This is a genomic window from Nostoc sp. CALU 546 (assembly GCF_048836525.1).
The window spans coordinates 1-19,866 of record NZ_JAWJTF010000078.1 but is presented as its reverse complement, the minus strand read 5'-3'; the positions used below and the strand labels follow the sequence as shown (position 1 = coordinate 19,866).

Below are 19,866 nucleotides of genomic sequence, written 5' to 3'. Positions count from 1 at the left end.
GATACAAAGGAATCAAGAAGCCAAATTTTTATCATACTTAAATTTCAATCCCTAATAGGGATTTTGGTTGATTGCAATACCTTGGAAGCCAATCAGCTAAACCTATTTTCAGATGTGTTTCAATCCCTAATAGGGATTTTAAGTTGATTGCAATAAACAAGTCATGGCTGGGTGATGCAGAGCGCCAAAAGTTTTAATCCCTGATAGGGATTTTAGTTAATTGCGATGACAAAATGTAGTTGCAGTATCAAATTGGGCATAGTTTCAATCCCTAATAGGGATTTTAGTTAATTGCGATTACCAAGATGAAGAGGGTAAACATTATCAGCAATGTTTCAATCCCTAATAGGGATTTTAGTTAATTGCGATAATTTCCTCTTGTTCTTCTGCTGCCTTGGAAATTGCGTTTCAATCCCTAATAGGGATTTTAGTTAATTGCGATATTTACAGCCAAAGATTCAAGAAGCTCTTAAGGCTGGTTTCAATCCCTAATAGGGATTTTAGTTAATTGCGATCGCAGGCGTCTGAAAGGCGTGTGTTATTTAATTTTCAAGGTTCAATAGCGCGAATGCAGAAATCATAACATGGGGAGTGGCAATTGTGCCAACTGTAAATAGCTGAAAGTCAGTCTACATAAGGTGCGCGGATGGTTTCAAGATGCTGAAAGCCTCAAATCCTTTGATATACGGCAATCTAGCCATTTTTGTAGTCACCCCTTCACCAACACCTACCCATTCGCGCACTTCGCAAAAAACTAGTACAGCACGGCGTAAATAAACCAATCATTCCAAATCAACGAAACCCTTATGCTGTATTCATTTCCAATTTTTAATTTTTAATTCCGCCTTGCGGTACTAGCCTGATGATTTAAAAATTTTCCTTAGCAGCTAACATCTGTAAAATCTTTTCTACATGATCCAACTCTCCAACGATTCGGCGAATTGGGTGAGGCCAAACCTTGACAAGGGTAGGAGTTGCAGAAACCTGATTGAGTTCTGCTTGTTCTGGATGACTTAAAACATCAATTACCTTCAGAGTATAAGGATGTCCGAGCGATCGCTCTAACAATTCGTGTAAATTTTGCAGAATGCGTTCAGTAGTGCTGCTGTGTCCAGCAACAAACAAGCGGAGAACATAACCTTGTGTAATTGCTTCTTTTTTTTGTACTATAACTGGCTGGTGGTATTTTGGCACAGGTTCAGAAAGGTCTAGACGGACAATTAAATCGTGATCCTCCCAAAGCTGCGAAAATGAGGAACGATAAGTTGTTAACACCATGCGATCGCACAATCCATCCTGCCAAGGAGCTGGTTGCCAGACTAACTCTCCAGTGCCAAAAATGGCATTCAGCAAAGTTTGATGTCTAATTACAGCCGGATAAGCTTCAGCAAAAGTTCGCACTTGTTGAGTACGCGGATCTAACCAATTGTCAATAGTCGCAGTATAACAAGGCACTAAAAAGTGCGGAGGTTCTGGTAAATCTAGGATTTCCTGCAAAGCCGAACACAAATGCAAATGCCATCGACCTTGTTTGCTAGGGTCGATGCAGTAAATTAAATCTCCTCCAGGTGTAAATAGCGCAATGCCTTTAAACAACCGGGGTGTAGATAGTTTATTTGTCGTCAAGTTATTCACAGAGGCTAAGGAGCTAAAAGTAAAAAATTCTCTCTTTTACCTTTACCTTAGCTATAACTGCAACCAGGATCAGCTAGAAAATTGGAAACCCGTTAAAACAATTCGCAATATCTCCCGCTCACAATCCCCACAGAGATGGGTACATTGAAGGTGGGGACTTCCGCGATACGTTAAACCCCATCAGTACGTTGGTGTAGTCTGTCGTAGACATCGCATTTTCTCAGAAATCTTTTGACTAATTTTATTTTTTCTTAATTTCGCTACCAGTAAAAACCTTTTGAAAGGTGGTGATATAAAATATACTAAGAATAAATACAGAGAACGGTTAAGTGATTCTCTGCAAATACTCATCTTTGCATATAAAGGAGCGCATTATGGAATATCTTGCTTATTCTCAGATGTTTATTGCTCAAGAAGAGGCATCTGGTAACACTAAATTTCATCTCCCTAAACCTCAATTAAATTGGAAAAAACTACTTAAATCTTCGGCTTGGTTAGCTTTAGCTGGTGTTGGTGTATTACTTGCTGCTGTTGCTCAAATTCAAATGAGTTCGGCTGCTTATGTAAAAACTAACGGTAGTTGTTTACGTATCCGTACAGGCCCAAGTACCAACTATTCCTATGTAGATTGTGTACCAAATGGCACTACACTTCCAGCTATTGAAAGGTATGAAAACGGTTTTGCTAGGCTTTCTACGGGTAGATACGTTTTTTCCCGATGGGTTGGTGATAGACCTAGCAATCCTCCTGTAACTAGACCTGGTGGCGTTGGCGGTTCGGTGATTCTTACCCCTGGTTCTAGAGGTCAGCTTGTTAGAGACGTTCAAACAGCTTTAGGTAATCTTAGAGTTGATGGAATTTACGGTCAACAAACTGTTAGCCGAGTCCGCAGCTTTCAGCAAAGTAAAGGTCTACTTGTAGATGGTGTTGTGGGCCCCGAAACTCGATCCGCTTTGGGTGTTTAGCCAGAAGCCGCCCTGCGATTGGTCTTAAAGTCTCTTGTTCTAAGCACTTAGTTTAGCGCTATAGGGGAAGCAGAGGGTGATTTTATGCTCGAACTGCCCTCTGCAACAACTGCCTTTCTTGGTAAAAATTAAAAACCGGGATAAAAGCCGATTTTATACACCCTGAAAAACAGAAATTTTGCATTTTGTTCACTCTAAGTTTCTAAGTTGATGTTTCTGATGAAATACCCAAGTAATTTTGCACAATCTGCAAAATTCGCTCTGCTGCATGACCATCCCCAAAAGGATTGATTGCATTTGCCATTGCTTCATAAGCATCTGAATTGCTGAGTAACTCCGCTGTCGCTGCAAAAATGTCCTCACTTTTAGTACCTACAAGTTTGGCTGTACCAGCTGCAACCGCCTCTGGTCTTTCAGTGGTATCTCTTAAAACCAGTACTGGTTTTCCCAAACTGGGGGCTTCTTCTTGCAAGCCACCAGAGTCAGTGAGCAGAAGATGCGATCGCTCAATTGCTCCTACCAATTCGCCATAATCTAGAGGTTCTGTCAAGAAAATTCGGGGATGATTCCCTAAAAGTTCCTGCAACGGTACTCGCACTGTCGGATTGCGGTGCAATGGTAGCAGCAAAGCTGTATCAGGAAACTTGTCTAAAATTTGTAAAAAGCTCTGAGCGATCGCTTGTAAAGGTTCTCCCCAATTCTCCCGACGATGAACTGTTGCTAACAGAACCCGATATGATTCCCAGTCTAAGCCTGGGACATTACAAACTACTTGGGTTGCAGCTACATTTAACAACGCATCAATTACTGTGTTACCTGTCATGTGAATTTCACCCAAAACACCAGAACGATGCAAATTTTCTACAGCCCAAGGAGTCGGCGCAAAATGCAACTGAGTAATTTGAGAAATCAACCGCCGATTAGCTTCTTCTGGGTAAGGATTGAATATATCATCAGTTCTTAGTCCTGCTTCTACATGACCAACAGGAATTTTTTGATAAAAAGCTGCCAAAGCTGCGGCAAAAGCCGTGGTAGTGTCTCCCTGCACGATTACTAAATCTGGCTTTTCCACCTTGAATAACGCTTCTAACCCTTGTAAACTGCGGCAGGTAATATCATTTAAAGATTGCTGAACCTGCATAATTTCCAAGTTATAATCTGACTTGATATTAAACAGTTGCATAACTTGCTCAACCATCTCTCGATGCTGTCCAGTTAGAATTACTTGCAACTCAAAACCTGAAGATTTCTGGAAAACTTGAATGACTGGAGCTAGTTTAATGGCTTCCGGGCGAGTACCTAAGATAATGCAAACGCGTTTTTGATTAGTCATTAGTCATTAATCATCTGTAATTTGCCAATGGTTATAGTCAATGGTCTGTGATCAATAGTCAATAGTTGGCGGTCAATCATCACATAAACCATAAATATAAATGGATGAATCACACAAAATTTGAAGAAGAATTCAGAATTCAGAATTCAGGAGTCAGAATGAATCAGTGGGGGATTTAGACCCGCCACTGATAGCGCCGGCGGCAAGCGAGTCCGCGATAGATAGCGTAGCGGTAGAGAGGAACGAGCGTTGCGTCTTGAAGACCACTATGCAGATTTAGTGGGGGTCTTAAACCCCTGGATTCATTCACTCTTTCGTTCAAAATTCATTCTGTTAGCGGATAGCTAAGGTTTAGCCCATTCTGGCTCCTGACTCCTGAATTCTTTTTCGATAAAAAAACCCGGCTTAACCGGGCAGACGCACTGTTTGTCGAATTCAACTGTAATGACTACTTAATCTCACAAATTCAATATTATGTCTAAATAGCATGAAAAAACCCGGCTTAACCGGGCAGACGCACTGTTTATCGAATTCAACTGTAATGACTACTTAATCTCACATGTTAGAGGGCAAGCAGCGTAAACAGTAGTCTGCATTTGGTCTGCCTCTCCATGCAGCCAGCTTAACCATTTAACTTCACTAGGATGAACTCCCTTAACAGTTAGCACACCCGCAGCCAATACAACTGCCATGACATTAAACATTATTAGAGCGCCTGCTACAAGCAAAACCGCACTAACAGGCATCACAGATTGCAAGATAATCGACAACAGACATCCGACCGTAGCCATCAAGACAACTAGTGGAAAACCCACAACCAACAAGCATACTGCTAATGTAAAAGTCCATATTAAAAAGCTTTTAATCATCAACAAGGAGTAGGTCTTTCCTAGATTAGAGCTTTGAGCAGAAACCATGACTTTTCCTCCTAAAATACAGGGCATATTTTAATTTCAGTCTTATCTCACTTTTCGCGAGTAAACTGAATTGTTTCAGTGAAATTCAGTATATAAAAACTAATCGGAAAAATGAGCATTCGTTTACTAAAGTTTACAGTTAATTTTTTGTAATTATGGATATGAAGTCAAGTTTCTATCTATTAAAAAAACTTCTTTTCTGCATCTATCTTCAGGCATATAACCTAAAAGGTATGAGCTTTTAACCTTGATCCCCAGGACATTACTCCTATTCAACTTAACATTTCTTATAAAAATTAGTAATAGTTCTCATAATTCATAGATGGGCTGAATAAATGGTCTGCTAGTATTTGTGCTGTTAATTGCTGGTAATTCCTGTCCATACCTGGGATAAATTTCTCATCTAAGGACTTAGAATATTTACCCTGCATTTAGATGCATTAATAAACACTTAAATATCTATGTATATTTGTCAGGGTGTTTTGAGTCCTTACGTGTGTTAAACCAGGTTAGATAGGTTAAATAATTTATCTAAATTTTTTGAATAGTGAAATCTCAGGAAAAAAAGATACCAGTTGAGGGGGATGAAATGCATTAATCGTCGTTCTAGACTTTCAATCGCCTCCCATCGCAGCTAGTGCTGACAGACAGGCATTCTCCAAAAGTCATCGAAGCAAGTGACTTGACTTTTCATTAATTCAACTTTTTAACTGCCAAATGTGAAGATATATGACAGAATCACAGTCTCCATTAAATTCTAACTCTGCTGCCGGACGTAATGTGCCACCAATGCCGCCGCCACCACCCCCAACGCCAACCTTTAGTACACAGCGGCAGATGACACAAACATTGGATATGTCAACCATTCCTCCCGTTGCAGGTCATCGTCCGGGTAGTCCACCGCCAATACCGACTTCAGCCCGTCCTCAAAACACCGTTCCACAACTCACTTTAGCGAAGTTAATCAGAGAAGCTTACGATCAGGGATATTCTGACTTGCACTTGGGTGTAGGTGAAGTACCCCGCTTCCGCAGCCGAGGAGAAATTCAATCAACGGATTATCCCGAAACAGATAAAGAAGCTTTTATGAATTGGTTGCGGGAGGTGATGAGTGAGGGGGAAATTCAGCGCTTTGAAGAACATTTAGAATTTGACGGAGCAACTCAATACGACTTTGCTCGTGTGCGGATTAATGTTTTTGGCTCCCTCAAAGGGGCTGCAATGGTGTTGCGGTTGATTCCACTGAAAATTTTAACAATGGAACAGTTGAATTTACCGCCAGTTTTTCGGGATATTTGTCATCACCACAAAGGTTTAATTTTGGTGACTGGGCCCACTGGTTCTGGTAAATCCACCACAATGGCAGCGATGGTTGACTACATCAATAAGGAGATGGCCAAGCATATTATCACCATTGAAGACCCGATAGAATTTGTCCATCAAAGCCGCAAGTCTTTAGTCAAACAGCGAGAAGTGGGAATGCATACCCGCAAATTTGACAACGCTTTGAAAGCAGCTTTGCGGGAAGACCCAGATTTGATTCTGGTGGGGGAAATGCGGGATAAAGAAACAGTTAACACCGCCCTAAAAGCCGCTCAGACTGGTCACTTAGTCATGGGAACCCTGCACACTAATAGCGCTGTTAAAACCATTGAGCGGATTCTCAATCTCTACTCTGGTGACGAACAGGATGCAATGCGGGTGGCAGTTTCTGAGTCTTTAGTGGCAGTAATTGCTCAAGGCTTGTGTCGCACAACTGACGGTAAGCGGGCTGCTTTCCACGATGTGCTGATCAATACTGAGGCGATTAAAGAATGGATCAAAGATGGTAAATATGACGAAATTGGCGAGTTGATGAAACAAGCTAGTTTTGACGGCATGATTACGATGAATCAGTCGTTGCTCAATCTCTATCAAGATGGTCGCATTACTGAAGAAACTGCTTTAGAAATGTCGCCAACTCCTAACGAAATGGCGCAGTTTCTCCGAGGTCGGGTTTAAGATTGGGCATTGGAGATTAGGGATTGTCTCGTTCTCAGTCATAAGCTGGGAACGAGTTAGTTATGAATTAGGCTGATCACGACTTTACCGAAGTGAGCCGCACTTTTGAGGTAATGATAAGCCTCTCGTGCTTCAGCGAAGGGGAAAACTCGATCGATAATCGGTTTGATTTGATGCTGTTGCATCACCTGATTCATCGCCTCAAACATTTCCCGGCTGCCAACATAAATTCCCTGAACGGTTAAACTCTTAAAAAGTATTGGCATGGGGTCAATCTCACTTCCTCTCCCTGACAATACGCCAATCAAGCTAATACGTCCTCCGATGCGGACTGCTTGTAGCGATTTTGGCAGAGTACCTGCACCGCCTACCTCAACTACATGATCTACACCTGTGCGATTAGTCAATTGGTAAACTTGCTTTTCCCAATCTGGTGTTGTTTTATAGTTGATTGTCTCATCAGCACCAAGCTGTTTGGCTCGCGCCAATTTTTCATCACTGCTGGAAGTAATAATTGTTCTAGCACCATGTATCTTGGCAAACTGGAGAGCAAAAATTGAAACTCCTCCAGTACCGAGTAACAAAATACTATCACCCGCACGAGTATTGCCTTTTGTCACCATTCCATGCCAAGCTGTGACTGCTGCACAGGGCAAAGTTGCACCTTCAATGTAGGATAAATAGTCTGGTAATATTACCAACCCATCTTGGTGTAATACGACATACTCAGCTAGCATTCCATCGATACCGCCTCCGAGATCAGATTTCATTTTCTCTTTGGTTAAAGAGCCATAAATCCAGTCTTGGAAGAAAGTACCCGCTACGCGATCGCCTATTTTGACCCGTGTCACACCTTCCCCCACCGCCACAACTTCTCCTGCACCGTCAGATACAGGAATTAACGGATATTTCTGTCCAGCACCGTAAGCTCCTTCAATCACAAGTAAATCGCGGTAATTTAAGGATATTGCTTTGACTTGAATGAGAACTTGTCCAGCTGCGAGTTTTGGTTCAGTGCGATCGACTAATGCAAGAGCATCAATCCCGGCGTTGCTTTGAATTTCGTAAGCTTTCATAGAATTTATTTGTCAATAGCTTAAACAGCAAGGAGTCCCCTAGCATATCTGTATTCGCATTGGCTAGCGCGAGGAATTGTGCTTCTACTCCTGCCTTCTGCCTCCTGCCCCCTGCCCCCTGCCTCCTGCCTTCTAGGCTATCGCCAATCATCCAAGGCAAAAACATCTGGGCGATTGAATCCCGGTTCATTCGGTCTATGCATTGCAACTCCGATGATTTCACTGCGAAAACCACGAGCAAGCATTCTGCGGTAAGCTTCGTCTCGACTCGTATTGACCCCAGCGATTAAACGTGACATTTTTTGAGCCGCAGTCAATGCTTCACACAAATCTAATAACTGCTCGAAACGTTGCCCTGCATTGTTGCCAGAATATACTGCCCCAAATCGGACAAAGCAAGTATTACTACCTGCCTCAGTACCCGCCCCATAGTGACAAACTGCAAATCCTGCCAAGCTTGTATCATCCCATAACAACACCGTATCACCCAGTCCTTGAGCTTGAACTGTGAGAATTTCCCGTGATAAATCTAGTCCTTCATAAATAGAATTAGTGAGTTGATCAATTGCTTTCAGACTTTGGATACGTTCATCCTCACTCATCTGTGAGTATCTAGTTCCTTGAGGTATTGGCTGTAATTGTTGTACTTGCTTTGCCAAAATCGCAGTGAGAAAACGCAGACGAAAGCCAAATTTTTGATATAGTACGTGATGCTTAGGACTTTGAGCAAAAGTAAACAGTCCTGTCATTGGAGTATTCCACTGGTCAAAGCAAGTTGTGGCAGCTTCAACGAGACGTTGACCTACTCCTTGGTTCCAAAAGTCAGGATGAACGCTTAACGGCCCAAAATAGCCAAAGCTCCCCCAATTCACCACCAAGTTAGACCCGATTAATTTTCCGTCTACCTCAGCAGCAAATGCCCTATTCGGATCAGTTTTCCAGCGATGGTGGATGTAAGCAGCATCCCCATAAAACTCGGTTGGTTCAGGTAGTCCTAACAAAGTGCCAAAGGCCAGCCGAAAAATATGGTCAGCAGCAGCTAACTCATTCTCTTGGAGTAATCGGATAGAAACGTTCATCTCTTTGTTATGTTGAGAGCGCTAGGTTCTATCCTATTACCTAGAGTTATGCCAAGTTGCAAACTTTTTAGGACGCGGGGACACGCAGGTTAACTTGAAATTAAAAGGGCAGTTTTTAACCGCCCTTGTAAAGCTACAGAGAATCTATGAACTGCTGTACTTTTTCCAGGAGTGGCTGATGTTCAATTTGCTCTGCTAACTCCTGGGCATTTTGGTAGCACGATCGCGCCAACTTTTTGCGTTTGGTTGTGGCGTAAAGGGTTCCCATATTCAGTAAGGTTGAAATTTCTCCAAGAGAATCGCCCAGCTGTTGATAAATTGTCATGGCTTGTTTGTAGAACTTCATGGCTTGCCGGTGCTGTGCCAGGGAACTGTAGGTAAAACCAATGTTGTGGAGGGTTGTTGCAACACCTGCGCGATCGCTAATTGCCTGACGTGTCAAAAGAACTTGATAGTAAAGCAACAGCGCTTGTTTGGGTTTTCCTAAATCATGATAGACAGAAGCAATGTTGTTTAAGGTGGTTGCTTCTCCAAGCAAATTCTTGACAGCTCGTTGAATTGGAAGTGCTGCTTCAAAAAATTCTAACGCTTGCTCAAACTTGCCTAAAATATTGTAAGCAAACCCAATGCCATTTAGGGTTGTTGCCTCACCAGAAAAGTCACCTAACAATCGCCGCATCCTCAAAATTTGATGTTGTAGCAACAGCGCCCGTTTCGGTTCTCCCAACCGCGTATAAATTAGCGCCACATCATTGAGAGTAGAAATTTCTCCTTGAGTATCTTGCAATCGCCGAAAGATTGGTAGTGATTTGTCAAAATATTCCAACGCTTGCGAAAAGCGTCCAAGACGGCTGTAGGTAGAACCCAAATTGCTAAGTGCAGTTGCTTGTGCTGGCGCGTTGCCAATTTCATTAGCAACCGAAAGCGCCTGATAAAAACGCTCTAATGCTCTTTGAGGTTGCCAGCAAGTGAGGTGGGCTAAACCAAGGTCGTTTAATGTATAACCTTCTCTGGCTCGGTCTGGAATTGCTCTAGCCAAGTGTAAATTCTTGGTAGCCAGGTCGAGATACTCTTGAAATTTCCCCCGCTGATAGTAGCGGTTTGCTTCATCACGACGTTGTTCCCACTCTTTGACTTGATTTAAAGGTTGCGTCATCTGACCTCAGTTGCACTCTGCGATAAATAGGCAGGACATCTTTTAGGAATGAACCTCTCTTAGGTTTCCCAAATTTTAACCTTTATCTTCTATCTTTAGATATAAGACGTAAATAGAGAAGTATGGTATTATTCCATACTTACAAAAGTATATATGAAGCAATTAATACAAATAATCTAGTAAAGAGAATCATCGAAACAGGAGTCAGAATTCAGGAGTCAGAATTCAGAATGAATTTTGTACTAGTGGCGGATAGCGTAGCTGTAGCGAGTCCCCCTTGGCGATAGCGCCTACGGCAAGCGAGTCCGCCTTCGCGTAGCGTCTCATAGAGAGCGTCTTGACTCTGACTCCTGAATTCAGAATTCTGAATTCTTCTTCAACTAAAGGGTCTTAGTAGCAATCTTGCGGCTTCTATCTCAGGCATGGTATCGGGGTAGCAAGACAAACACTACTTTAAACAAGGGTGTTTTTTTCCAAACATTAAATATAATGCTCTTACTATGAGCATCTACCAATCTCTCAAAAAATCTTATACCCAAGACCGACGGCGTGAGAATGACTGGCGGTTGTTTTTGCGTTTAGTGCCCTATGCCCGTCGTAGCGGACGACTGTTGACGCTATCAATGTGCTTACTCGTACCGATCGCACTAGCTAATGCCATACAACCGCTGTTGATTGGCCAAGTAATCTCTCTGATTCGCAATGAACCTAGCACTTACGAATTTCTCAGGAATCGCCCCTTATCTCAAGGGCTAAATATCCTGGAGGGATTATTGGTAATTGCGATCGCAATCCGATTGATTTTGACGGGCTACCAAGGTTACATAGTACAGAAGCTAGGACAACAAATCACCGCAGCAATTCGCCAAGACTTATTCCAGCACGTCACATCTCTAGCAGTGCGCTTTTTTGACCGCACGCCCGTAGGTAAATTAATCACCAGAATCACCAGCGATGTGGAAGTGTTAGGCGATGTCTTTTCGACTGGGGCAATTGGCATTGTATCCAATTTGTTTTCCATGCTGGTGATTTTGGGTTTAATGTTTTCCATCCAATGGCAACTTACCTGCTTGCTGCTAGTGATGTTATTACCAGTTACCTGGGTCATTGTTTACATCCAGCAACAGTACCGCAAAGCCAATTACAAAGGGCGGGAAGAACTTTCCATATTGAACTCACAGTTACAAGAAAATGTGGTTGGCATTAACGTAGTGCAGCTGTTCCGCAGGGAAAAATTTAATGCCGAATTGTTTCGTACCACAAACAGCCGCTACACTCAGCAAATGGATCAAACCATCTTTTATGATTCATTTATTTCAGCAACCTTAGAGTGGATTGGACTGATTGCGATCGCAGGTGTTTTGTGCATGGGTGGTTGGTTACTTTTAGGAAAAAGCTTGACTTTTGGAACTTTATCTGCATTTATCTTGTATGCCCAGCGATTATTTGACCCTTTAAGGGATTTTGCGGAAAAATTTACAGTAATTCAAGCTGGTTTCACTGCCATTGAACGGGTAGGCGATATATTAGATGAACCGATAGAAATCCGCGATCGCGCCAATGTCCGCTTCTCAATATTTGATGCGAAATTTGGCTACATAGACGAGATCCTGGCAAATCTAGAATCCCCAGACCTTACTTCCCCGCCAGAACTGGGAGAAATTCGCTTCGATCACGTCTGGTTTGCTTACAAAAATGATGATTACGTAATTAAAGACTTAGATTTCACCATTAATCCTGGTGAAAGAGTGGCATTAGTAGGCCCTACAGGTGCGGGTAAAACTTCGATTATCCGGCTGTTGTGCCGCCTCTACGAACCCACCCAAGGACGCATTCTCATAGATGGCGTGGATATTCGGGAAGTGCCACAGGCAGAACTGCGGCGCTACATGGCAGTAATTTTACAAGAAGGATTTTTGTTTGCTGGCGATGTTAAAAGCAACATTTCTTTAGGAGATGGCTATACCATTGAACAGATTCAACAAGCAGCAGAAGAAACCAACATTGCCCAGTTTATAGAAGAACTACCCGAAGGCTATGATACTCAACTTCGAGAACGGGGGACAAATATTTCTAGTGGTCAAAAGCAACTTTTAGCCTTCGCGCGGGCTGCCATTCGCAGTCCCCAAATTTTGGTACTAGATGAAGCTACCGCTAGCTTGGATGTTGGCACAGAAGCTTTAGTTCAAGAGGCATTAAACCAGCTTTTGCTCAGACGCACCGCCATTATTATCGCTCACCGCTTGTCTACAATTCGCAATGTAGACCGGATTTTTGTTCTCAAGCGTGGCGAATTAATCGAACAGGGAAGCCATGATCAATTATTGCGAGAAGGAGGGCTTTATGCCACTTTGCATAACTTGCAGATGTTGGGAACTTAAGATATTTTCAGAAAAAAATGAATAGCACTAAGGAACTTCCAAATAAAAAATACTCAACAAATTCTTGTGGGGCGGACAAGATGTCTACCCCAGAAGATTGGATAATTTATTTGTTGAAAGTCGCTAATATAAATTAGCGCGTGATAGAAAATGCGATGGCTACGCCCGCCATAGGCATCGCAAAAAATCATTGTGTAAGAGTGCCTAGTTTACTCTCGTAGGCATTGCATGAAATTATCGTGTAGAGAGAATATAGTGTTGGGTTTCGCTTTAATCCACCCAACCTGCAAATAACCTAACGCACCAATCAAAGCGCGTAAAACTGTTTGAGTTGCTTTGTTTGATGATAGTTGGATGATATAAAAAAGGTGCGTTATATTCTGTTAAAGCACACTATAGGCTCGGCGATTATACTACAATATTCTTTCACAAATATCCCTAGCTTCGCCTCTCCTCAATTCTCGTCTTGACACACTCCTTAATTGTCGAGAACATTCAGAGACTGTTTCATTTCTTATTAAGGATTCACAAACATTATCAACCTCTCGTCTACCAACAAGTTCTTCTCTTCTCAAAATTCTTACACATCTACGTATATCTCTAGGTCTTCGATCATCATCCCGCCGTTGTGCTTGTAGTGGTGGTGATTGTGGACAGCCAAAGGGCGTACAGGCTTGTCCTAGTGGTGCATTAGGACAGCCAAAGGGATTACATTCAGCAACACTAGATGGTGAACAGCCAAAGGGATTACAATCCGCAAATGCAGGTTTGATATCAACACCAATAAGGATTGCACCGATTGGAACTGTCAAGAATAATGCAGCATTCACAATTTCTCGTCGGATGATTTGTAACATAATATTGGATTCTCAAATTAACGTGTATAACAGCAACAGAAATTATCATTATGGAACAATGGAACGGGTTCATTTTGACTCAAGCATTTTCGTGTTTGCAAACAGTTGATAAGTTATAACCATTCCCAAACTTAATGCAGCGAAAGTTAAACCAATTCCTAATTGTTTGTTCATTCCTCTTGCTTACTTTGTTTCGCTTCTCCTAAATTCCCAGTAAAAACTTGGGAATTATGAATACTACTTATCTAAAGACTCTACTGCCTGGTATAAAGATTGCCGGTTAGAAAAGGTCGGAAAAAAGTCGGATCTTTTTAGTAAATTTACGTAAAAATTAAGAAAAAATAAAGCTTTTAGTGAGAATATCGTAGTCTAACTAGTACTAATACATATACAAATGACGGTTGAAGAGGCGATGCCTGCGGCGGGCTACGCCTACGCACTAGCCGAGCAATTATTAGAACGGGGATGCTTAACAAAAATTAAATCTGTAGAGACACGATTTATCGCGTCTCTTGCCTTAACCGAACCGTATTGTCTCTACTCCCAATACTTGTCGGGTTTTGGGGAAAAGGGTAAGGGGTAAGGGGAAAGAAAAAACTTTTACCCTTTAACCTTTTCCCAAAACCCAATTCCGAGTTCAAAATGCAGTATTGTCTCTACTCCTAACTCCTAACTTCAAACTCCTAACTTTTAACTTTTAACTCCTTAAAAAAATCCCCACTCAGAGATTTGTCTGAGTGGGTAATATGAGGTGGGACAAGATAATCTTCCCAACAGGAGTAGGGGAATTATTTGCTTTCTGTAAAATCAGCGTCAATCACATCATCGCCGCTACCAGAGCTAGATGTAGAACCGCTATCTTGAGGTTCAGCACCAGGTGCAGCACCGCCACCAGCTTGTTGATAGATGTTGCTACCAACAGCGAATAGCGCTTGTTGCAATTCTGGGGTGAGCTTCTTGATTTGCTCATCGTCTTCTTTCGCAACTGCTTCCCGCAGTTCTTTCACTAAACCTTCAACTTTAGTCTTGTCAGCATCGGGAACTTTATCGCCCAATTCTTGTAACTGCTTTTCAGCTTGGTATGCCAAAGAATCGGCTTGGTTCTTGCGTTCAATCTTTTCACGCCGTTCTTTGTCAGATGAAGCGTTCTGTTCAGCTTCTCTCACCATCCGGTCAACGTCATTTTTATCCAGGGTGGAAGCGCCAGTTATGCTGATGGACTGTTCTTTACCAGTGCCTTTGTCCTTAGCAGTGACGTTAAGGATACCATTAGCGTCAATATCGAAGACCACTTCAATTTGAGGGACGCCACGTGGTGCAGGAGGAATACCATCAAGGCGGAAGGTTCCCAAGCTCTTATTATCGTTAGAGAATTCGCGTTCACCTTGCAGAACGTGAATTTCTACGTTGGTTTGTCCATCCACAGCGGTGGAGAAAACTTCGGATTTTTTGGTGGGAATTGTAGTGTTGCGAGGGATAATTTTGGTCATCACGCCGCCCAATGTTTCCACACCCAAAGATAGCGGTGTCACGTCTAACAGCAAGATGCCAGTTACATCACCAGCCAGTACCCCAGCTTGAATAGCTGCACCAACTGCTACGACTTCATCAGGGTTCACGCTTTGGTTGGGGTCTTTGCCCAATACCTGCTTCACAATCTGCTGTACAGCAGGAATGCGGGTAGAACCACCAACTAATACCACTTCATCAATATCGCCTTTGTTTAACTTGGCATCCCGAAGGGCGTTTTCCACAGGAACACGACAACGGTCGATTAAGTCAGAGCAAAGTTCTTCAAACTGAGCGCGAGTCAGGGTTGTATCCAGGTGCTTGGGACCATCCTGGGTTGCGGTGATAAATGGCAGGTTAATTTCTGCTTGGGTGACGCTAGAAAGCTCAATTTTGGCTTTTTCTGCGGCTTCAGTCAGACGTTGTAAAGCCTGTTTGTCTTTCCGCAGGTCAATACCTTCGGCTTTCTTGAACTTATCAGCTAAGAAGTCAACTATTTTTTTATCGAAGTCATCACCGCCAAGGTGGGTATCACCAGATGTGGCTAGTACTTCAAAAACTCCATCTCCAACTTCCAGTACGGATACGTCGAAGGTACCACCACCCAAGTCAAACACGAGAATGGTTTCGTTACTTTTCTTGTCAAACCCATAAGCCAGAGATGCGGCTGTAGGCTCGTTGATAATCCGTAGAACTTCAATCCCGGCAATTTTACCAGCGTCTTTTGTCGCTTGCCGTTGGGAGTCGTTAAAGTATGCCGGAACGGTGATTACAGCTTGGGTTACGGTTTCGCCCAAGTATTTGCTGGCATCTTCAACTAGTTTGCGAAGAACTTTTGCAGAAATTTCTTCAGGAGCAAATGCTTTACCAGCGATTGGACAATCTAATTTGACATTGCCGTTATTGCTGAGGACTTTGTAAGAAACTTCCGTAGCTTCGTTACTCACTTCGTCGTAGCGGCGTCCGATGAAGCGTTTGACTGAGTAAAACGTATTTTCTGTGTTCATCACCGCTTGGCGTTTGGCGATTTGACCAACCAAGTTATCGCCATTTTTAGCAAATGCTACTACTGAGGGTGTTGTCCGAAAACCTTCAGCATTAGCAATTACTGTGGGTTTACCACCTTCCATCACTGCCACGCAGGAGTTCGTTGTTCCTAAGTCAATTCCAACTACTTTTGCCATTTTAGGTGCTGGCTCCGTATAACTACAAATGAATGAATGAGAATATAAAGCACTAAATTTTCAACCAACAGGGTCAAGAAATCAGCCAGTTCAGCATGAATACCTTTGATTCGGCCTTCCTGGGGTTAAAACTCCAGACTAATGCTGATATATATACTGAACCTTAGTGGTAGCCAGTCCATGAAGGGTGGTTTCCCGAACCTTGCTTAGGACGGTTAAACTAACTAAATTGTGTTTTTAGTTGGTTCATGGATTTATTTGTCTTCACTCTGTCTAATGTATGAGAATTAATACTTTCAGCAATTAGGGTGAACCGTAACGTCCGAGTGGTGTTTGCCGTCTTTTGAGGCGATAAACTACAGAAACACTGAGGATTGGGCATGAGGCATGGGGCATGGGGCATGGGGCATTGAATAAAATATGACACTCAGCACTTAGCAGTTACTCAGAGTAAAGAAAAAAGAGTTTCCCAATCAATTACAGGCGGTCTTTGTCCTTGGTTGACTATTTCAAAAATTTTCCTAGAACTACTTGGGTAAGAAAGGCATTCCACACAAGCATTTGCTACATCAATCCGGCTGGTATCACCCGAAAGTGTATCCCCAGTACCTACGACCACACCATATTTACCGCCTGTTTTTGCCTTGAGGAGGGTGTTGAGGTCGTATGAGGTATAGGGGCCGTCAATGAGGCGTCCTGGGCGGATAATGGTGTAGGGTAATCCTGAATTAATAATGGACTCTTCGCCCTTTTGTTTGGCATCCAATACACCAAAAGCATTAAGAATACTAAAAGGAAACTGATTTTTACGGAGAATTCCACAGGAAGAGACGAAAACGAATCGCTTCAAATTCCGGGGTGCTGCTGCTACTAGATTGCTTACACCTTGGGCATCGACCTTTTCTGGACTATTCTTTGCTTTTGCTTGACTAGATTTGGGGTTAAGGAAAGTGATGCCCCATTCAAGCAAGTTCGGGGATTGCTCAAATTCCCATCGCTCAGAGGGAAAGGCAGTGGTTCCAGTACAATTTATGATGTGGGTGACATCTGGCATTGCGGCTGGCAGTGTAGCTGGCTGGCGGATGTCACCAACGGCAATTTCCACTCTTTGGTTAAACATCTCTTCAGCTTTGGTGGCATTGCGTGTCAGGACACGAACTTTCACGCCTTTCTCCAACAGCTTGCCTACCACCAGTTGCCCTACTCCACCAGTAGCACCAGCAACTAGTACCAAATCTTCAACTGAATCAAAAGAAGTCATAAAGTGCTTTTAAGATAGTTCATTGTTAATCTACTCAAAAAATGCAATGTCTATGATCGGCTATCCCTACGTACATCGCCGAAACAGGGACTTTCAATAAAAAATATCCCATCACCAAAGAATTGGGTCTGAAACCCCGTGCTTCACGCAAGGTTTTAAAGTAATGAGTAATGAGTAAGGAGTAATGAGTGGATGAAAAATGGGTATTTACTCATTACTTATTACTCATTACTCCTTCTTAAGAGCGCCTTTAGGTCGGTGAGGAGATCAATTTGAGGGTAGGGAAAGTCATTTTGAACATAAATGAGTAAATACCCATTACTCATTACTCATTACTCATTACTCATTACTCATTACTTATTTAATTTGGTTCACCAATGATGACACCAAAACTGTATGAATAAAAAATGGGTAAATCTCATCAAAGTCAACAGCCTAGGCGTAGCCCGTCGTAGACATCGCCAAATAGCGGAAATTGCGCCCGAATTGTTCGGTTCTACCACTGTCACCAGTACACAAATGGCTATAACCTCTTAAGTAGTAGTGAAATGTCTACCCTAGACGCTGTTAGTCGCTCTTGAATTAAGGGGTGAAAGCCTGTGTACAAATGGATATTGCCAAGCCTGAGCGAAATCTTGGCTGAAAATCAATCAAGTATAGCTGAATGTTCACCTGCCAAAGCAGAGCGGCAGTGGCGTGTCAGCCTAGCAGCGACAGAACATTTGCTATTAAAGACTTTAGCAACTGCCTCGGTTGACACAACCCAAGGATTAGTTTTAGCTGCACCCGCACCCTTATTTAGTCAGCCAAAACTGACTCAAAGCTTAGAAACAGTAACTTTTACCGCAAAACCATTCAACCCCTTGGCGCTGATGCCATTTCAGATGCCGTGTGCGATGCCTGGGTTGGACTACGCCAACGAATTTGTAAATGAAGAAATTGCTCCTCATGAATCGGTACTTCCCTTACTACCTGCTGATCCACTCGGTACGGAACAATTTTGCTTAGTTTTTACAGATAAATTTAGATTAGTGCTGGTTTTAGCAACCCACAAAAACGGTAAAAAAACCTTTTCATTTTCTTTTGAGCCAGAGGTAGTACAGCAAGCTTGGCGATCGCTAGGGGCAAGGGTAATGCTAGCTAATCCAGAGTTCTTTGCCCGCCTGGATGCATTGGTAGAACAGTATTCTCCGGTAGCACCAGACTACCGAATTATGATTGAGTTTAGCCAGTTGTTGCTTCAAGAAGTAACAGAAGCAGAAGAGACTAGAGACTCTTTACTAGGAACTGGGGACAAGGAGAATAACCCATGCCCAATTCCCAACGCCCAATGCCCAATCCCCCATACCCAATCCCCAAATCCTGATGTAGAATTGCTCCAAGCTTTTGCTCACGAAGTCCGCACACCTTTAACCACGATTCGCACTATGACTCGTCTGCTGCTGAAACGGCGAGACTTAGATGCTAGCGTGATCAATCGCTTAAAAGTTATCGATCACGAGTGTACCGAGCAAATTGACCGCATGGAGTTGCTGTTTAAGGCAGCAGAACTGGAAACTACTACCTCAGCAAAATCCTCAAAAACTCAACTCACGCCGATGTCTTTAGATCAAGTGTTGCAGCAAAGTATTCCCCGTTGGGAACAAGCAGCACATCGGCGGAACTTAACTTTAAATGTTGTTTTACCCCAGCAACTACCAACAGTGGTGAGCAATCCCATGATGCTAGATCAGGTACTCACTGGTTTAATAGAGAATTTCACTCGCAGCTTACCCTCTGGTAGCCATATTCAAGTACAAGTTATCCCGGCTGGAGATCAACTGAAGTTACAATTATCGCCCCAATTTGGGTGCAAAGATTCAAATAAAGCCGCCACACCTGCAACACCACCAATTCGCAAAGCTCTTGGTCAACTGCTGATGTTCCAACCAGAAACGGGTACGATTAGTTTGAATATCGCCGCAACCAAACATTTATTCCAGGCGATCGGTGGCAAATTGATTGTACGCCAGCGTCCACACTATGGGGAAGTTTTGACGATTTTCTTGCCTTTAGAAGTTAGCAATAAATAGAAACCAGGAGTCAACAGTTAGGAGGTATATCATATCTGCATCAAAATACTTAAATAATAGCTAAGTGTTGAGCGCTGTACATGGATAGCGGGGCGTTGAGCCAGTGCTAAGTAAAAACCAGTTGTTCAATACAATTCAGATAAGACCAAAACACTTGTAGAGACGTCGATTTATCGCGTCTTGTAGATTTATAGCGTCTAGAAAACCCACAATTTTGTACACTTAGCCCTTAACCCAAGCGTATTGGGGTAGGGGTAAAGCACATTGCTCATTGGTGTCAACTTAAGCTGGAAATAGCTTTGCTGCGGGCTTCATAACCCGCCAGAGAATGAATTCTCTGGCTCATAGCTAAAGTCTACTGAAGTAGACTGAATAATTTTTGGGGATATCTAGTCATCTTTCAGATGACTTTAGCTATGAGACAGGGATTTACAATCCCT

At 42.7% G+C, this 19,866-nt stretch carries 15 protein-coding genes and 1 CRISPR repeat array; of the genes, 6 read left to right on the top strand and 9 right to left on the bottom strand.

Features of this window, described 5'->3' with window-relative positions; genetic code table 11:
* Positions 1 to 190: 190 nt before the first annotated feature.
* A CRISPR array of direct repeats spans positions 191 to 515; the repeat unit is 37 nt; unit sequence GTTTCAATCCCTAATAGGGATTTTAGTTAATTGCGAT.
* 352 nt (positions 516 to 867) lie between these two features.
* Positions 868 to 1,635: a circadian clock KaiB family protein gene (locus tag RRG12_RS29450; protein ID WP_084227339.1), complete on the bottom strand. Its 768-nt coding sequence runs from the start codon at positions 1,633 to 1,635 to the stop codon at positions 868 to 870.
* 374 nt (positions 1,636 to 2,009) lie between these two features.
* Here RRG12_RS29450 and RRG12_RS29445 point away from each other — a divergent pair, with 374 nt between their 5' ends.
* The gene (locus RRG12_RS29445; protein WP_420761624.1) at positions 2,010 to 2,600 is read left to right on the top strand and encodes a peptidoglycan-binding protein; all 591 of its coding nucleotides are present in this window, start codon (positions 2,010 to 2,012) and stop codon (positions 2,598 to 2,600) included.
* A gap of 202 nt (positions 2,601 to 2,802) precedes the next feature.
* Here RRG12_RS29445 and wecB read toward each other — a convergent pair whose 3' ends face one another.
* On the bottom strand, positions 2,803 to 3,933 hold the full coding sequence (wecB, locus tag RRG12_RS29440; RefSeq protein ID WP_420761623.1) for a non-hydrolyzing UDP-N-acetylglucosamine 2-epimerase: 1,131 nt from the start codon (positions 3,931 to 3,933) through the stop codon (positions 2,803 to 2,805).
* A gap of 545 nt (positions 3,934 to 4,478) precedes the next feature.
* The gene (locus tag RRG12_RS29435; protein ID WP_181927651.1) at positions 4,479 to 4,850 is read right to left on the bottom strand and encodes a hypothetical protein; all 372 of its coding nucleotides are present in this window, start codon (positions 4,848 to 4,850) and stop codon (positions 4,479 to 4,481) included.
* Positions 4,851 to 5,579: 729 nt separating this feature from the next.
* Between RRG12_RS29435 and RRG12_RS29430 the strand changes: the two genes are divergently transcribed.
* Positions 5,580 to 6,851: a type IV pilus twitching motility protein PilT gene (locus tag RRG12_RS29430; protein ID WP_420761622.1), complete on the top strand. Its 1,272-nt coding sequence runs from the start codon at positions 5,580 to 5,582 to the stop codon at positions 6,849 to 6,851.
* Positions 6,852 to 6,907: 56 nt separating this feature from the next.
* Here the strand turns inward: RRG12_RS29430 and RRG12_RS29425 are convergent, their stop codons facing one another.
* The 3 genes from RRG12_RS29425 to RRG12_RS29415 form a co-directional block, all read right to left on the bottom strand.
* The gene (locus tag RRG12_RS29425) at positions 6,908 to 7,927 is read right to left on the bottom strand and encodes a zinc-dependent alcohol dehydrogenase family protein (RefSeq protein WP_420761621.1); all 1,020 of its coding nucleotides are present in this window, start codon (positions 7,925 to 7,927) and stop codon (positions 6,908 to 6,910) included.
* 137 nt (positions 7,928 to 8,064) lie between these two features.
* Positions 8,065 to 9,006, bottom strand: a complete 942-nt coding sequence (locus tag RRG12_RS29420) for a GNAT family N-acetyltransferase (RefSeq protein ID WP_420761620.1) — start codon at positions 9,004 to 9,006, stop codon at positions 8,065 to 8,067.
* Positions 9,007 to 9,139: 133 nt separating this feature from the next.
* Entirely contained in the window at positions 9,140 to 10,162 is a 1,023-nt protein-coding gene (locus tag RRG12_RS29415) for a tetratricopeptide repeat protein (RefSeq protein ID WP_420761619.1), read from the bottom strand.
* A 500-nt stretch (positions 10,163 to 10,662) separates the two neighbouring features.
* On the opposite strand from RRG12_RS29415, the gene RRG12_RS29410 reads away from it, so the two are divergent.
* Positions 10,663 to 12,543, top strand: coding sequence for an ABC transporter ATP-binding protein (locus RRG12_RS29410; protein WP_069073792.1), 1,881 nt, complete (start codon positions 10,663 to 10,665; stop codon positions 12,541 to 12,543).
* Between the two features lie 413 nt (positions 12,544 to 12,956).
* On the opposite strand, the gene RRG12_RS29405 is transcribed toward RRG12_RS29410, so the two are convergent.
* Positions 12,957 to 13,400 (bottom strand): hypothetical protein, encoded by a 444-nt coding sequence (locus RRG12_RS29405; RefSeq protein ID WP_420761618.1) that lies wholly within the window; start codon positions 13,398 to 13,400, stop codon positions 12,957 to 12,959.
* A gap of 394 nt (positions 13,401 to 13,794) precedes the next feature.
* Here RRG12_RS29405 and RRG12_RS29400 point away from each other — a divergent pair, with 394 nt between their 5' ends.
* Complete coding sequence (locus RRG12_RS29400) at positions 13,795 to 13,983, top strand: hypothetical protein (protein ID WP_420761617.1); 189 nt, start codon at positions 13,795 to 13,797, stop codon at positions 13,981 to 13,983.
* Positions 13,984 to 14,188: 205 nt separating this feature from the next.
* On the opposite strand, the gene dnaK is transcribed toward RRG12_RS29400, so the two are convergent.
* Both dnaK and RRG12_RS29390 read right to left on the bottom strand, forming a co-directional pair.
* Complete coding sequence (gene dnaK / locus RRG12_RS29395; protein ID WP_069074449.1) at positions 14,189 to 16,093, bottom strand: molecular chaperone DnaK; 1,905 nt, start codon at positions 16,091 to 16,093, stop codon at positions 14,189 to 14,191.
* A gap of 445 nt (positions 16,094 to 16,538) precedes the next feature.
* Positions 16,539 to 17,354 carry an SDR family oxidoreductase gene (locus tag RRG12_RS29390; protein ID WP_420761616.1) on the bottom strand — a complete coding sequence of 272 codons (816 nt, stop codon included), beginning with the start codon at positions 17,352 to 17,354 and terminating at the stop codon, positions 16,539 to 16,541.
* Positions 17,355 to 17,750: 396 nt separating this feature from the next.
* Between RRG12_RS29390 and RRG12_RS29385 the strand changes: the two genes are divergently transcribed.
* Both RRG12_RS29385 and RRG12_RS29380 read left to right on the top strand, forming a co-directional pair.
* Positions 17,751 to 17,891, top strand: a complete 141-nt coding sequence (locus RRG12_RS29385) for a hypothetical protein (protein ID WP_176727200.1) — start codon at positions 17,751 to 17,753, stop codon at positions 17,889 to 17,891.
* A 62-nt stretch (positions 17,892 to 17,953) separates the two neighbouring features.
* On the top strand, positions 17,954 to 19,426 hold the full coding sequence (locus RRG12_RS29380; protein WP_420761615.1) for a sensor histidine kinase: 1,473 nt from the start codon (positions 17,954 to 17,956) through the stop codon (positions 19,424 to 19,426).
* The last annotated feature ends 440 nt before the right edge of the window (positions 19,427 to 19,866 follow it).